The organism is Pseudomonas sp. SWRI68 (assembly GCF_014269165.1).
GTDB lineage: Bacteria > Pseudomonadota > Gammaproteobacteria > Pseudomonadales > Pseudomonadaceae > Aquipseudomonas > Aquipseudomonas capeferrum.
The window spans coordinates 69,934-84,303 of sequence record NZ_JABWRU010000016.1; the positions used below are offsets into that span (position 1 = coordinate 69,934).

At 63.4% G+C, this 14,370-nt stretch carries 13 protein-coding genes; 6 read left to right on the top strand and 7 right to left on the bottom strand.

Features of this window, described 5'->3' with window-relative positions:
* Positions 1-77: 77 nt before the first annotated feature.
* Positions 78-461: a PaaI family thioesterase gene (locus HU770_RS20280; RefSeq protein ID WP_186660445.1), complete on the bottom strand. Its 384-nt coding sequence runs from the start codon at positions 459-461 to the stop codon at positions 78-80.
* Entirely contained in the window at positions 461-2,785 is a 2,325-nt protein-coding gene (locus tag HU770_RS20285) for a Tex family protein (RefSeq protein WP_186665187.1), read from the bottom strand. The genes HU770_RS20280 and HU770_RS20285 overlap by 1 nt, the downstream gene beginning before the upstream one ends.
* Positions 2,786-3,012: 227 nt before the next feature.
* On the opposite strand from HU770_RS20285, the gene ompR reads away from it, so the two are divergent.
* Entirely contained in the window at positions 3,013-3,753 is a 741-nt protein-coding gene (gene ompR / locus HU770_RS20290; protein WP_033703235.1) for a two-component system response regulator OmpR, read from the top strand.
* Between the two features lie 13 nt (positions 3,754-3,766).
* Positions 3,767-5,080, top strand: coding sequence for an ATP-binding protein (locus HU770_RS20295; protein WP_033703234.1), 1,314 nt, complete (start codon positions 3,767-3,769; stop codon positions 5,078-5,080).
* 113 nt (positions 5,081-5,193) lie between these two features.
* Here HU770_RS20295 and rimK read toward each other — a convergent pair whose 3' ends face one another.
* Both rimK and HU770_RS20305 read right to left on the bottom strand, forming a co-directional pair.
* On the bottom strand, positions 5,194-6,099 hold the full coding sequence (gene rimK / locus HU770_RS20300; RefSeq protein ID WP_012316721.1) for a 30S ribosomal protein S6--L-glutamate ligase: 906 nt from the start codon (positions 6,097-6,099) through the stop codon (positions 5,194-5,196).
* Positions 6,096-6,578 carry an ATP-dependent zinc protease gene (locus HU770_RS20305; RefSeq protein ID WP_047582975.1) on the bottom strand — a complete coding sequence of 161 codons (483 nt, stop codon included), beginning with the start codon at positions 6,576-6,578 and terminating at the stop codon, positions 6,096-6,098. The genes rimK and HU770_RS20305 overlap by 4 nt, the downstream gene beginning before the upstream one ends.
* Positions 6,579-6,687: 109 nt before the next feature.
* Between HU770_RS20305 and HU770_RS20310 the strand changes: the two genes are divergently transcribed.
* On the top strand, positions 6,688-7,089 hold the full coding sequence (locus tag HU770_RS20310) for a S4 domain-containing protein (RefSeq protein ID WP_047582909.1): 402 nt from the start codon (positions 6,688-6,690) through the stop codon (positions 7,087-7,089).
* A gap of 26 nt (positions 7,090-7,115) precedes the next feature.
* Here HU770_RS20310 and HU770_RS20315 read toward each other — a convergent pair whose 3' ends face one another.
* On the bottom strand, positions 7,116-7,910 hold the full coding sequence (locus tag HU770_RS20315) for a phosphatase PAP2 family protein (protein WP_186665189.1): 795 nt from the start codon (positions 7,908-7,910) through the stop codon (positions 7,116-7,118).
* A gap of 119 nt (positions 7,911-8,029) precedes the next feature.
* Here HU770_RS20315 and hslO point away from each other — a divergent pair, with 119 nt between their 5' ends.
* The 3 genes from hslO to HU770_RS20330 all read left to right on the top strand — a co-directional run bounded on the left by hslO (position 8,030) and on the right by HU770_RS20330 (position 11,269).
* A complete protein-coding gene (gene hslO, locus HU770_RS20320) occupies positions 8,030-8,929 on the top strand; it encodes an Hsp33 family molecular chaperone HslO (protein WP_186661451.1) in 900 nt (299 codons plus the stop codon).
* 179 nt (positions 8,930-9,108) lie between these two features.
* Positions 9,109-10,650, top strand: coding sequence for a phosphoenolpyruvate carboxykinase (locus HU770_RS20325; protein ID WP_186661453.1), 1,542 nt, complete (start codon positions 9,109-9,111; stop codon positions 10,648-10,650).
* A 178-nt stretch (positions 10,651-10,828) separates the two neighbouring features.
* Positions 10,829-11,269 (top strand): thioesterase family protein, encoded by a 441-nt coding sequence (locus HU770_RS20330; RefSeq protein WP_033703228.1) that lies wholly within the window; start codon positions 10,829-10,831, stop codon positions 11,267-11,269.
* A gap of 55 nt (positions 11,270-11,324) precedes the next feature.
* On the opposite strand, the gene HU770_RS20335 is transcribed toward HU770_RS20330, so the two are convergent.
* Together HU770_RS20335 and HU770_RS20340 are read right to left on the bottom strand one after the other, a co-directional pair.
* A complete protein-coding gene (locus HU770_RS20335; RefSeq protein ID WP_033703227.1) occupies positions 11,325-11,804 on the bottom strand; it encodes a glycine zipper domain-containing protein in 480 nt (159 codons plus the stop codon).
* Between the two features lie 216 nt (positions 11,805-12,020).
* Positions 12,021-14,366, bottom strand: a complete 2,346-nt coding sequence (locus HU770_RS20340) for an FdhF/YdeP family oxidoreductase (RefSeq protein WP_186661456.1) — start codon at positions 14,364-14,366, stop codon at positions 12,021-12,023.
* Positions 14,367-14,370 lie beyond the last annotated feature (4 nt).

Here is a 14,370-nt window from a genome sequence, read left to right on the forward strand (position 1 = left end):
TGGCGTTGTCGCCTGGTTTACGCGGTTCCAGCAGTGCCAGCGCACTGCTGAAAATACCGCAGATAGTGCTTGGTGAGCTAGAGAACCGCGAAGGTTCCTTGCGCTTTGGCCACCAGCTTGTCGCCTTGGACTACGTCGGCGTCGACCACCAGTGTGCGCCGCCCGGCGTGCAATACGCGGGCGCTGCACACGACCTCGCCGTCGCTGACGGCGCGCATGTAGTTGATCTTGCATTCGATGGTGACGCTTTGCTGGTCGAAGCCATGGCTGGCCGAGCAGGCCAGGCCCATGGCGATGTCCACCAGGCTGAAGATCGCCCCACCGTGCAGTTTCTGCCCCCTGTTGCGCAATTGCGGCGCAAGCGCCAGGGCCACTTCGGCAACGCCGGTGTCCAGGCGTTGCAGGCGGCAGCCGAGCAACTGGCTGAAGGCGCTTTCGACGTATTCGCGCGGGACGTCCATCACTTCTTCTTCAGTTGCTTGGCGTTGGCGAACAACGAGGCCATGGCATTGTTGGCCGGTGCTGCGGTGGTGGTTTCACGCGGGCGTGGCGCCTGCTGCTGGCGATTGCCACCGTTGCCACGGCCGCCACCCCGGTTGCCTTCGACCTTCTCGCCCGGGGTATCGCCCATGCGCATGGACAGGCCGACACGCTTGCGCGGGATGTCCACTTCCATGACCTTGACCTTGACCACGTCGCCGGCCTTGACCGCTTCACGCGGGTCCTTGACGAACTTTTCCGACAGCGCCGAGATGTGCACCAGGCCGTCCTGATGCACGCCAATGTCGACGAAGGCACCGAAGTTGGTGACGTTGGTGACCACGCCTTCGAGGATCATGCCGGGCTCCAGGTCCTTGAGGTCTTCGACGCCGTCCTGGAAGGTCGCGGTCTTGAACTCAGGGCGTGGGTCGCGGCCGGGCTTGTCCAGCTCCTGGAGAATGTCGGTGACGGTCGGCAGGCCGAAGGTGTCGTCGGTGAACTTCTTCGGGTCGAGGCGCTTGAGGAAGCTGCTGTCGCCGATCAGCGAGCGGATATCGCGGTCGGTGCCGGCGGCGATGCGCTGCACCAGCGGGTAGGCTTCCGGGTGCACGGCAGAGGCGTCGAGCGGGTTGTCACCGTTCATTACACGAAGGAAGCCGGCGGCCTGTTCGAAGGTTTTTTCACCCAGGCGGCTGACCTTTTTCAGCGCTGCGCGGGTGGCGAACGGGCCGTTGGCGTCTCGGTGCGCCACGATGTTCTGCGCCAGGGTTGCGTTGAGGCCCGAGATACGGGTCAGCAGCGCCACCGAGGCGGTATTGACGTCCACCCCCACGGCGTTCACGCAGTCCTCGACCACCGCGTCCAGGCCGCGGGCCAGCTTGAGCTGGGACACGTCATGCTGGTACTGGCCGACGCCGATGGATTTCGGGTCGATCTTCACCAGTTCGGCCAACGGGTCCTGCAGGCGGCGGGCGATGGAAACAGCGCCGCGGATCGACACGTCCAGGTCCGGGAATTCGCGGGCGGCCAGTTCCGAGGCCGAGTACACCGAAGCGCCAGCCTCGGAGACCATGACCTTGGTGACCTTCAGGGCCGGGTATTTCTTGACCAGTTCGGCCACCAGCTTGTCGCTCTCGCGGCTGGCGGTGCCGTTGCCGATTGCCACCAGCTCCACCGAGTGCTTGGCGCACAGGGCGGCCAGCACGGAGAGGGTGCGGTCCCAGTCGTTTCGCGGTGCGTGCGGGTAGACGGTGGCGGTGTCCAGCAGCTTGCCGGTGGCATCGACCACGGCGATCTTGCAGCCGGTGCGCAGGCCCGGGTCCAGGCCCAGGGTGGCGCGCGGCCCGGCTGGGGCGGCCAGCAACAGGTCGTGCAGGTTGTGGGCGAAGACATTGATCGCCTCGCCCTCGGCGTTGTCGCGCAGTTCACCGAACAGGTCGGTTTCCAGGTGGGTGTACAGCTTGACCTTCCAGGTCCAGCGCACTACCTCGGCCAGCCACTTGTCGGCCGGGCGGCTGCGGTTTTCCAGGCCGAAGTGGCCGCCGATCATGACTTCGCAGGGGTGCAGGGTGCCGGGCAGTTCTTCGCCGACCTTCAACGAGGCACTGAGGATGCCTTCGTTGCGCCCGCGGAAAATCGCCAGGGCACGGTGCGACGGGGCGCTGCGCAGCAGTTCGTCATGGGCGAAGTAGTCGCGGAACTTGGCGCCTTCTTCTTCCTTGCCGGCCACCACGCGGGCGCTGAGCACGGCCTCCTGCTTGAGGAAGTTGCGCAGCTTGTCGAGCAGGGCGGCGTCTTCGGCGAAGCGCTCCATGAGGATGTATTTGGCGCCCTCCAGGGCCGCCTTGACATCGGCCACGCCTTTTTCGGCGTCGACGAAGCGTGCCGCTTCGGTTTCCGGGGCCAGCTGCGGGTCGTTGAACAAGCCGTCGGCCAGCTCGCCAAGGCCGGCTTCCAGGGCGATCTGGCCCTTGGTGCGGCGCTTTTGCTTGTACGGCAGGTAAAGGTCTTCGAGGCGGGTCTTGGTGTCGGCCAACTTGATCTCGCGGGCCAGCTCCGGGGTCAGTTTGCCCTGTTCCTCGATGCTGGACAGGATGCTGGCGCGGCGCTCGTCGAGTTCGCGCAGGTAGCGCAGGCGCTCTTCCAGGTGGCGCAGCTGGGTATCGTCCAGGCTGCCGGTCACTTCCTTGCGGTAACGGGCGATGAAGGGCACGGTCGAGCCTTCGTCCAACAGGCCCACGGCCGCTTCGACCTGTTGTGGGCGTACGCCCAGTTCCTCGGCGATACGGCTGTTGATGCTGTCCATGTAAACCACCTGACAATTGTGAATACGGGGGCCGCGCGCGGGCTCGGAGCCTGACGGCGCTGGATGAAAGCCGCGCATTATACCCATCGTGATCGGCTTGCGGTGATGGCGCCAAGCCAGCCCGAGAGGCCCGGAACTGGCGCTGGGGGAAAAATCTGCTAACAATGCTCACGGCACGCGTTGCAATGGCTACGCCATAATGCGCGGCGATACCAGAGGAGTTATTCATGACCGGCACTGCAAACACCGCTGAAGGTGACAAGATTCTCATCGTCGACGACGATCCCGGGCTGAGCAGCCTGCTGGAACGTTTCTTCACCAGCAAGGGCTACCGTGCCCGCGCGGTGCCCAATACCGAGCAGATGGACCGCCTGCTGTCGCGTGAGGTCTTCAACCTGGTCGTGCTCGACCTGATGCTGCCTGGCGAGGACGGCCTGACCGCGTGCAGGCGCCTGCGCCAGTCGAACAACCAGATCCCGATCATCATGCTCACCGCCAAGGGCGACGAGCTCAGCCGCATCAAGGGGCTGGAGTTGGGCGCCGACGATTACCTGGGTAAGCCGTTCAACCCCGACGAGCTGATGGCCCGGGTCAAGGCCGTGCTGCGCCGCCAGGCGCCGAGTGTGCCCGGCGCCCCGGGCAGCGAGGACGAATCGGTCACCTTCGGTGATTACGAGCTGTCCCTGGCTACCCGCGAGCTCAAGCGCGGCGACGAAGTGCACATGCTCACCACCGGTGAGTTCGCCGTGCTCAAGGCGCTGGTCATGCATGCGCGTGAACCGCTGACCCGCGACAAGCTGATGAACCTGGCCCGTGGCCGTGAATGGGACGCCCTGGAGCGCTCCATCGACGTACAGATCTCGCGCCTGCGCCGCATGATCGAGCCGGACCCGTCCAAGCCACGTTATATCCAGACGGTCTGGGGCGTGGGCTACGTCTTCGTACCAGACGGAAACGCCGGCAAATGATGCCTTGCCGTCGATGAAAACGCCGCTGTGGTTTCCGCAAAGCTTCTTCGCCCGCACGCTGTGGCTGGTGCTGATCGTCGTCCTGTTTTCCAAGGCGCTGACCCTCGTTTATCTGCTGATGAACGAGGATGTGCTGGTCGACCGTCAGTACAGCCATGGTGTGGCACTGACCTTGCGCGCCTATTGGGCTGCCGATGAAGAAAACCGCGACAAGATCGCCGAAGCCGCAGGGCTGATCCGGGTGACCGGCTCTGGGGTACCCGAAGGCGAGCAACACTGGCCTTACAGCGAGATTTACCAGCGGCAGATGCAGGCCGAGCTGGGCGAAGACACCGAGGTACGTCTGCGCATCCACGCGCCACCGGCGTTGTGGGTCAATGCGCCGAGCCTCGGCCCTGGCTGGCTCAAGGTGCCGTTGTACCCGCATCCGCTGCGTGGGCAGAAGATCTGGAACGTGCTCGGCTGGTTCCTGGCCATCGGCCTGCTGTCCACCGCGTCGGCCTGGATATTCGTACGCCAGCTGAACCAGCCGCTCAAGCGCTTGGTGTTCGCCGCCCGGCAACTGGGCCAGGGGCGTAGCGTGCGCTTGCCGATCAGCGACACTCCCAGCGAAATGACCGAGGTGTACCGTGCGTTCAACCAGATGGCCGAGGATGTCGAGCAGGCAGGGCGTGAGCGTGAGTTGATGCTGGCAGGGGTTTCCCACGACCTGCGTACACCGCTGACGCGGCTGCGCCTGTCGCTTTCGCTGTTGGACAGCGACAACGACTTGAGCGATGACATGGTTCGCGACATCGAGGACATGGACGCGATTCTCGACCAGTTCCTGGCGTTCATCCGCGATGGCCGTGACGAGCCGGTGGAGGAGGTCGACCTGGCCGACCTGGTGCGCGAAGTGGTGGCGCCTTACAACCAGCCGCACGAGCGGGTACGCCTGTGCCTTGAGCCGATACCGCCGTTCCCGCTGCGGCGGGTTTCGCTCAAGCGCATGCTGGGCAACCTGATCGGCAACGCCTTGCACCATGCCGGCAAAGGGGTCGAAGTGGCCGCCTATGTTTCGGGCGACGAGAGCGCGCCTTACGTGGTGCTCAGCGTGCTGGACCGGGGCACGGGGATCGACGAGTCGGAGCTGGAGACCATCTTCAACCCGTTCATTCGTGGGGACCGCGCCCGGGGTGGCAAGGGCACCGGGTTGGGCCTGGCGATCGTCAAGCGGATCGCGGCCCAGCATGGCGGCAATGTGGAGCTGCGCAATCGGTCCGGTGGCGGGATCGAGGCGCGGGTGAGGTTGCCGTTGGGGCTTTTGCTGCCGCGTAATGCCGTGTGATTGCCGGGGCCGCTTTGCGGCCCATCGTGACACAAGGCCGCTCCTACAAGGGTTACGCGATCCCCTGTAGGAGCGGCCTTGTGTCGCGATGGGCTGCAAAGCAGCCCCGAATCTCAGCCCTTACCCTTGGTCCGGGTCTGATTCGGCCCGCCGTTCTTCTCCAGGTGTTCGATGATCATCCCGGCCACGTTCTTGCCGGTGGTCACTTCAATGCCCTCCAGGCCCGGCGACGAGTTCACCTCCATCACCAACGGCCCATGGTTGGACCGCAGTATATCCACACCCGCCACGCTCAACCCCATCACCTTGGCCGCACGAATCGCGGTAATCCGTTCTTCCGGGGTGATCTTGATCAAGCTGGCGACCCCACCCCGGTGCAGGTTGGAGCGAAACTCCCCAGGCTTGGCCTGACGCTTCATCGAGGCAATCACCTTGTCGCCCACCACGAAGCAGCGAATGTCGGCACCGCCGGCCTCCTTGATGTATTCCTGCACCATGATGTTCTGCTTCAGGCCCATGAAGGCTTCGATCACCGACTCGGCCGCCTGGGTAGTCTCGCACAGCACCACGCCGATGCCCTGGGTGCCTTCGAGCACCTTGATCACCAGGGGGGCACCATTGACCATCTGGATCAAGTCCGGGATGTCGTCAGGCGAGTGGGCGAAGCCGGTGATCGGCAGGCCGATGCCGCGCCGCGACAGCAACTGCAGCGAGCGCAGCTTGTCGCGCGAGCGGGCGATGGCCACCGACTCGTTGAGCGGGTACACGCCCATCATTTCGAACTGGCGCAATACCGCGCACCCGTAAAAGGTGACCGAGGCACCGATGCGCGGGATTACCGCATCGAAGCCTTCCAGCGGCTTGCCCCGGTAGTGGATCTGCGGCTTGTGGCTGGCGATGTTCATGTAGGCCCGCAGGGTATCGATCACCACCATTTCGTGGCCACGCTGGGTACCGGCTTCGACCAGGCGGCGGGTGGAATACAGACGCGGATTGCGCGACAGCACAGCGATCTTCATGCAGCACCTGTGACAGGGGAAAGGGTGGCCGGAAAGGCCGGTTTGTCTTGTACGTACTTCAGGCCAGGGTTGACCACCAGTTGGCCGTGAATAAGTGCCTTGGAGCCGAGCAGCAAGCGGTAGCGCATGTCCTTGCGGCAAGCCAGGGTGAACTCCACTTCCCATACAGCATCGCCCAATGCCAGCGAAGTGCGGATCACATAACGGGCCTGGGCATGGCCGTTGGAGCTCTTGATAGTCTTCATGGTCACCAGCGGGGCTTCGCAACGGCGGTGGCGCAACTGAACCACCGAGCCCAGGTGCGCGGTAAAACGGACCCACGGCTGGCCGTCACGCTCGAATGGTTCCACCTCGGTGGCGTGCAGGCTTGAGGTGCTGGCCCCGGTGTCGATCTTGGCGCGCAGCCCGGCCAGCCCGAGGTCGGGCAGGGCCACCCACTCGCGCAGGCCGATCACAGTCAAATGGTCAAATGTCTTCACGAAGCGCACCCAGGGGATAAGGTGGTGAACTGTAAGCACGGCGTGGACTTTTTGCATCCGCAAGATACGGTAGTACAGTTCGATGAAAGACTGAATTCGAGGTAACGGGATGGCACACAAGGCGGAAGAAGACGACAAGGTTCGCCTGGACAAATGGCTGTGGGCGGCGCGGTTCTACAAAACCCGAGCGCTGGCCAAGGCGGCGATCGAGAGTGGCAAGGTGCATTGCCGGGGCGAGCGCTGCAAGCCAGGCAAGGAACCGAGGGTGGGCGATGAGTTCGTCCTGCGCACAGGGTTCGACGAGCGTACGGTCGTGGTCAAGGCGCTGTCGGTAGTGCGCCGTGGGGCGCCGGAGGCGCAGGCGCTGTACGCCGAAACCGAAGAGAGCGTGCGGCGCCGTGAACAGGCTGCCGAGCTGCGCAAGGCCGGCGCGATGGGTGTGACCACCGACGGCCGGCCTAACAAGAAACAGCGGCGGCAGATTCATCAGCTGCACGGCAGCTTCGAGTGAACGGGGCCGCATTGCGGCCCCAAGCATCAGCGAACCACAGCCAACCGCCCGACCAACGGCAGCTTGGCTGCCAACCGGAACAGCGGCGCCGTCCAGCGCATCAATGCCGCACTGCCCTTGGCCGCCAACGGTGTATGGCAGCTCCACCCCAATGCCAGTATCGCCATCAGCAACCCGCCGATGTAGTCATCCTGGCCCCAATGGGCGCCTGCCACCAAACGCGGCAGCATGAACACCACCGCCAGCCCCCAGACCACCAGGTAGTGCACCAGGCGCCGGCTGAACAGGCTCATGAACAACGCCCAGATCAGCAACACCGAGGCGTGATCACCCGGGAAGCTCTTGCTGGAGCGGTCCTTGAGTTCCCAGGCAGCCTCCAGGTTCGGGTAGTAGTCACTGAGGTGCACGACGTCATCGAAGATCATCGACGGGCTCTTGTGTTGCCATCCAGCGGCATCGACCCACTTGGAAAACAGCGCGCGAATCACCACTAATAGGACCAGGGTGACCAAAAAACCGAAAAAGGCCTCACGCACCTGGCAGGCTTTGAACACCCAGTTGCCACGGATCAGCACTGCCAGCAGGATCAACCCGACCACGATGTCGAACGGGCGCAGGCTGCCAAGGGTCCAGATGTAGCGCCAGGCGGTGTTGTCGGCCAGCGGCGCATTGAGGCTGTGAAACAGCCATTCGTCGAAAGTCAGGCACAGGATCTGGCCAATAGGCCATAACCAGAAACACAGTAGAGCGATGGGCAGCAGCGTGCAGGCTGCCAAGGGTCCCAAGGACCACCTTGCTTGGAACAGTGGTCGATTGTCCATAAGATACCTCTATTGCCAACAGGAATCGGAGCGCCTTGTGAGCGCTCTGTCACGGGCTTCGCAAGTGTTTCGAAATCCCGTGTAACCATTTTGTCATCATTTTTAGATAGCCAGAACCTATGAGCGAATTGCCGGATACCGATTTCACCCAACGCTTCATCTTCGACGACCGCGATATCCGCGGTGAGTGGGTGGGGCTCGACCGCAGCTATGCCGAAGTGCTGGCGCGTCACCCGTACCCCCAACCTGTGGCCGCGCTGCTCGGTGAGCTGATGGCTGCCACCGCATTGCTGGTGGGCGCGCTGAAGTTCGATGGCCTGCTGATCCTGCAGGCACGTTCCCAGGGGCCGATCCCGCTGCTGATGGTGGAATGCTCCGGTGATCGCGAGATTCGCGGCGTTGCCCGTTACGAGGCGGACCAGATCGGCGCAGAGGCGACCCTGGCCCAGCTGATGCCCGACGGCCACCTGACCCTGACCATCGACCCGGTCAAAGGCCAGCGTTACCAAGGTACCGTCGACCTGGACGGCGCCAACCTGTCGGAATGCTTCACCAACTACTTCGTTCAGTCGCAGCAGCTCAATACCCGTTTCTGGCTCGATGCCAAGGACGGCAAGGCGCGCGGCCTGCTGTTGCAACAGTTGCCGGTAGACCGCCAGCGCGACGACGAAGAGCGCGCCGAGAGCTGGCAGCATGTAACGGCCCTCGCCAGCACGCTCAAAGCCGAAGAGTGGGTGCTGGACAACGAAACCCTGCTGCACCGCCTCTACCATGAAGACGCCGTGCGCCTGTTCGATATCGAGCCGCTGCGCTTCCACTGCAGTTGCTCGCGCGAGCGCTCCGGCAATGCGCTGGTAAGCCTCGGCCAGCACGACGCCGAGCAGTTGGTCGAAGAGTGCGGTGGCACGGTGGAAATCGATTGCCAGTTCTGCAACGAGCGCTATTTCTTCGATGCAAGCGATGTCGCGCAACTGTTTGCCGGTGGCGGGACAGACACGGCGTCAGAAACTCGGCACTGAAACGATTAACTACAGGGAATTCTGCTGTCGAATTGCGCAAAAGCGCAGTAACGACAGGAGGGGCCTACTTTTTTTGGGCGTTTCTGGCATAATCCGGCCACTTTTTTCGCTGTAGTAGTTTTTTACAGACAACTACAAAACGTTTGGAGCACTCGGCCTCGGGCCGGATGGGGTATCTCATGACGCAAGCCAACAACACCGTGTACACCGACCTGAGCGTCGATAAGCTGGTAGAAGAAGCGCTGCAACGCGGTGAGGGCGTGCTGGCCGATACTGGCGCACTGGTGGTCGAGACCGGTCACCGCACTGGCCGTTCGCCGGCTGACCGTTTCATCGTCGAAGAACCTTCCACCCAGGCTGCCATCTCCTGGGGCCCGATCAACCGCAAGTTCCCGGCCGACAAGTTCGATGCCCTGTGGGACCGCGTCGAGGCGTTCAACAACGCCCAGGATCACTTCGTTTCCTACGTTCACGTAGGTGCGGCCGCCGAGCACTACCTGCCGGTGAAGATGACCACCCAGACTGCCTGGCAGAACCTGTTCGGCCGTTGCCTGTTCATCAACCCTGAGCAGTTCAACCCGGCTGGTCGTGACCAGTGGCAGATCCTCAACGTTGCCAACTTCGTTTGCGAGCCTGAGCGTGACGGCACCAACTCCGACGGCTGCGTGATCATCAACTTCGCCCAGAAGAAGGTGCTGATCGCTGGCATGCGTTACGCCGGTGAAATGAAGAAAGCCATGTTCTCGGTGCAGAACTTCCTGCTGCCGGCTGCCGACGTGCTGCCAATGCACTGCGCTGCCAACATCGGCGAAGAAGGCGATGTGACCCTGTTCTTCGGCCTGTCCGGCACTGGCAAGACCACCCTGTCGGCCGACGAAAGCCGTTACCTGATCGGTGACGACGAGCACGGTTGGGGCGAAGGCGTTGTCTTCAACATGGAAGGCGGTTGCTACGCCAAGTGCATCGACTTGTCCGAGAAGAACGAGCCGGTCATCTGGAAAGCCATCAAGCATGGTGCAGTGCTGGAAAACGTCGTGCTCGACGCCAACAAGCACGCCGACTACACCGACGTCAGCCTGACCCAGAACAGCCGTGCGGCCTACCCGCTGGAGCACGTTGCCAAGCGTTCCGAAGCGAACCTGGGCGGCGAGCCTAACGCGGTCATCTTCCTGACCTGCGACCTGACCGGCGTTCTGCCTCCGGTTTCGATCCTGAACAACGAACAGGCTGCCTACCACTTCCTGTCCGGTTACACCGCGCTGGTCGGTTCCACCGAAATGGGTTCGGGCGGCGGCATCAAGTCGACCTTCTCCACCTGCTTCGGCGCGCCGTTCTTCCCGCGCCCGGCTGGCGAGTACGCTGAGCTGCTGATCAAGCGCATCAACGGCTTCAACTCCAAGGTCTACCTGGTCAACACCGGCTGGACCGGTGGTGGCTACGGCGTTGGCAAGCGCTTCAGCATCCCGACCACCCGCGCCGTGATCGCTGCGATCCAGAGCGGCGCGCTGGTAGGTGCCGACACCGAGCACCTGGACATCATCAACCTGGACGTGCCAAAAGCCGTTCCGGGCGTTGATACCGAGCTGCTCAACCCGCGCACCAACTGGGCTGACAAAGCTGCCTACGACGAGGCCGCCAAAGGCCTGGCCAAGCTGTTCATCGAAAACTTCAAGAAGTTCGAAGTTTCCGACGCCATCAAGGCTGCTGGCCCACAGCTGTAAGCTGTCGTTAGCTGTAAAGAAAAGCCGCCTGAGATGGCGGCTTTTTTGTGCCTGAAGCTTTTGCACGATGACTAATGGCCTTTTCGCGGGCTGCCCGCAAAAAGGACGTAAAGACATCCTCCAGTCTGGATTTTCTGTTTCACTGTTAGCATCCATTGCGACCTCGCGAGACAGACAGATGACCGAAGCCCCACAGCGCAGTGCATTCGCCCACTTCCATCCCATCCTCACCCGCCCCCAGGACAACGACCTGAACGGCCACATCGCCGGTGCCACCGTGCATGGCTTTTTCGAAACCGCCATCCAGGCCTTCCTCGTCGAGCAAGCTGAGCTGGACCTGCGTGAAGGTGCGCTGGCGGCGTTCGTGGTCAGTTCGGCTGCGGACTTTTTCGCGCTGCCGGGTTTTCCGGATGTGCTTGAGGTGGGCCTGGGGGTGACGCGGTTGGCCGGCAGTACCGTGGAATACCGGTTGGCGCTGTATCGCCCTGGCGAAAGGGATGCGTGTGCGGCGGGGACGGTGGTGCAGGTGTTCATCGAGCGCTCAAGCGGCCGGCCTGTGCCGCTGCCTGAGGCGCTGCAGGCCATTCTCAGCGGCCTTCAGCTCGCCCCGCAGGCATAAAAAAGCCCCGCCGGGCGGGGCGGGGCTTTTGCTGCCAGGGCCAAGCCCTCAGGCATCAGTGGCGCCAGTGGCGCTTGTGCTTGCGGTGGCCGTAATGGTTGCCACGGTCATAGTGACGACGGTCGTCGTAGCTACGGCGGTAGCGGCGATCGTCATGGCGTTCGTCGTCGTCGGCCTTGTTGCCCATGTAGTTACCCAGCGCGCCACCGGCACCGCCGCCGGCTGCCGCACCAATATAGCTACCGGTGGTGCCGCCCACCGAGCGACCAACCACGTTGCCGCCTGCGGCGCCCAGCGCGCCACCGATGGCGGCCTCGCCACGCTGGCGTTTGTCGGCACCCAGGGCACCGCCGGCTGCGCCGCCCAGGCCGGCACCAATAGCGCCGCCCGTGCTACCACCGATGGAGTTGCCCACTACGGAGCCGAGTACCCCACCCAATGCGCCGCCAATGCCGGCCTCGGTATTGCCACCGGCCATGGCAACGCCGCTGAGCAAGCTGAAAGACAACAACAGAATCGAGGAGTACTTCTTCATCAAGAGAGCCTCATAAGGATGACGAGGCGAATTTGAGGCTATGGAGGGCGGCTGGCAATTGAAATCCGACGAGTAGCACGAGTTGTACACAATTCTCTAAGTTACTGTTTTCTAGGTGAAACTTTATTGTTTTTTGGCTGTCAGAGGTACTTATGACAAAGCCCTGAACCGTTACGGAACAGGGCTTTTTCGTTTTTGCCGTAAGCCTTTCGAGCGCTACAGAATACGCCCGTCGTCCCGCGCACGTTCCAGCTTGATGGCAATGAATTTGGACGTCGGCGTATGGCTGCCATCGCCAATGCTCTCCAACGGCACCAGCGGGTTCACCTCTGGATAATAGGCCGCCGCCTGCCCGGCCGGGATATCGAAGGCCAGCAAGGTGAAGCCGTGCACACGGCGCACATGCTCATCCCCCCACAACGAGACGATGTCGACCTTCTGCCCCGGCTGGAAGCCAAGGCGGATGATGTCGGCCTCGTTGACGAACAGCACCTCACGCTGGCCGCGCACGCCTCGGTAGCGGTCATCCAGGCCATAGATGGTGGTGTTGTACTGATCGTGCGAACGCATCGACTGCATGACCAGGTCGGGCAATTGGCCGCTGGCCCGCACGCGCTCATCAAGCAAGGTGTCCGGCAGCAAGTTGGCCTTGAAATTGGCGCGCCCGGTGCTGGTCTGCCATTCGCGGTTGGCGGCGCTGTTGCCCAGGTAGAAGCCACCCGGCTCGCGCAGGCGCTGGTTGAAGCCGCTGAAGCCGGCAATGGTGTCGCCGATCAGGTCGCGGATGCGGTCGTAGTCGGCAACCAGCCAGTGCCAGTCGACCGGCTGCTTGCCCAGGGTGGCGGCAGCGATACCGGCAACCACCGCAGGCTCCGAGCGCATCTGCGTCGTCAGCGGCTTCAACTGGCCGTTGGAGGCATGGACCATGCTGAACGAGTCTTCCACGGTCACCGCCTGTGGCCCGTCGGCCTGCAGGTCGATATCGGTACGGCCCAGGCACGGCAGGATCAATGCCTGCTTGCCGTGCACCAGGTGGCTGCGGTTGAGTTTGGTGCTGATGTGCACGGTCAGCTCGCAGTTGCGCAGCGCCTGCGCGGTACGCGCGGTGTCTGGCGTGGCCTGGGCGAAGTTGCCGCCCAAGCCGATGAACACCTTGGCACGGCCGTCGAGCATGGCGTGGATGGCTTCGACGGTGTTGTGGCCGTTGTGCCGCGGCACGGGGAAGTTGAAGCGCTTCTCGAGGGCGTCGAGCAGTGCCAGCGGCGGGCGCTCGTTGATACCCATGGTGCGGTCGCCCTGCACGTTGCTGTGGCCACGCACCGGGCACAGGCCGGCGCCAGGCGCGCCGATGTTGCCGCGCAGCATCTGCAGGTTGACGATTTCCTGGATGGTCGGCACCGAATGGCGATGCTGGGTGATACCCATCGCCCAGCACATGATCACCCGCTTGCCACGGCAATACATGCGCGCGGCCAGCTCGATGTCGGCCAGGGCCAGGCCGGATTGCGTCTGGATATGCGCCCACGGCGTGGCATCGACCACTGCCAGGTAGTCATCGACGCCGTGACCATGCTCGGCGATGAAAGCATGGTCGAACACAGCAGGTTCGCCGTTGGCCTGGGCCTCACGTTCCCACTGCAGGACGAACTTGGCCATGCCGCGCAGCAGCGCCATATCGCCACCAAGGGCCGGGCGGAAGAACGCGGTGTTGGTCGGCCGGTCGCTGTTGGTCAACATCTCCAGCGGGTTCTGCGGGTGCTGGAAACGCTCCAGGCCACGCTCTTTCAGCGGGTTTACGCACACCACCTGGGCGCCGCGTTTCACCGCATCGCGCAGCGGGTCGAGCATGCGTGGGTGGTTGGTGCCCGGGTTCTGGCCCCAGACGAAGATCGCATCGGCATGCTCGAAGTCGTCGTAGGTGACCGTGCCCTTGCCGACGCCGACGCTTTGCCCCAGGGCCACGCCGCTGGCTTCGTGGCACATGTTCGAGCAATCGGGGAAGTTGTTGGTGCCGTAGGCCCGCACGAACAGCTGGTAGAGGTAGGCGGCTTCGTTGCTGGCCCGCCCCGAGGTGTAGAACTCGGCCTGGTCAGGGGTGGCCAGGTTGTTCAGTTCGCGGGCGATCAGGGCAAAGGCGGCATCCCAACTGATGGGCTGGTAGCGGTCCTGTAGTGCGTCGTAGACCATCGGTTCGGTCAGGCGCCCCTGGTACTCCAGCCAGTAATCGCTCTGCTCGCGCAGCGCGCTGACGCTGTAGCGGGCGAAAAAGGCGGCGTCCACGCGGCGCTTGGTGGCTTCCCAGTTGACCGCCTTGGCGCCGTTCTCGCAGAACTTGACCATGCCGCTTTCGGGCGAATCGCCCCAGGCGCAGCCGGGGCAGTCGAAGCCGCCGTTCTGGTTGGTCTTGAGCAGCGCGCGGATGTTCTTCAGCGCGTTATCGCTGCCGACCCAAGCCTTGGCCACGCTGCGCAACGCGCCCCAGCCTCCGGCGGGGCCGTGGTAGGGCTTGTAGCGAGGGGGGGCGGCTGGGGCGTTGTCAGGGAGGGGCTGGTACGAGGTCACGGCT

Coding starts and splice junctions, on each gene's coding strand:
- hslO (WP_186661451.1), top strand. CDS start 8,030: ATGAGCGAATTGCCGGATACCGATTTCACCCAACGCTTCATCTTCGAC.
- HU770_RS20280 (WP_186660445.1), bottom strand. CDS start 461: ATGGACGTCCCGCGCGAATACGTCGAAAGCGCCTTCAGCCAGTTGCTC.
- HU770_RS20325 (WP_186661453.1), top strand. CDS start 9,109: ATGACGCAAGCCAACAACACCGTGTACACCGACCTGAGCGTCGATAAG.
- rimK (WP_012316721.1), bottom strand. CDS start 6,099: ATGAAGATCGCTGTGCTGTCGCGCAATCCGCGTCTGTATTCCACCCGC.
- HU770_RS20285 (WP_186665187.1), bottom strand. CDS start 2,785: ATGGACAGCATCAACAGCCGTATCGCCGAGGAACTGGGCGTACGCCCA.
- ompR (WP_033703235.1), top strand. CDS start 3,013: ATGACCGGCACTGCAAACACCGCTGAAGGTGACAAGATTCTCATCGTC.
- HU770_RS20315 (WP_186665189.1), bottom strand. CDS start 7,910: ATGGACAATCGACCACTGTTCCAAGCAAGGTGGTCCTTGGGACCCTTG.
- HU770_RS20335 (WP_033703227.1), bottom strand. CDS start 11,804: ATGAAGAAGTACTCCTCGATTCTGTTGTTGTCTTTCAGCTTGCTCAGC.
- HU770_RS20330 (WP_033703228.1), top strand. CDS start 10,829: ATGACCGAAGCCCCACAGCGCAGTGCATTCGCCCACTTCCATCCCATC.
- HU770_RS20310 (WP_047582909.1), top strand. CDS start 6,688: ATGGCACACAAGGCGGAAGAAGACGACAAGGTTCGCCTGGACAAATGG.
- HU770_RS20295 (WP_033703234.1), top strand. CDS start 3,767: ATGAAAACGCCGCTGTGGTTTCCGCAAAGCTTCTTCGCCCGCACGCTG.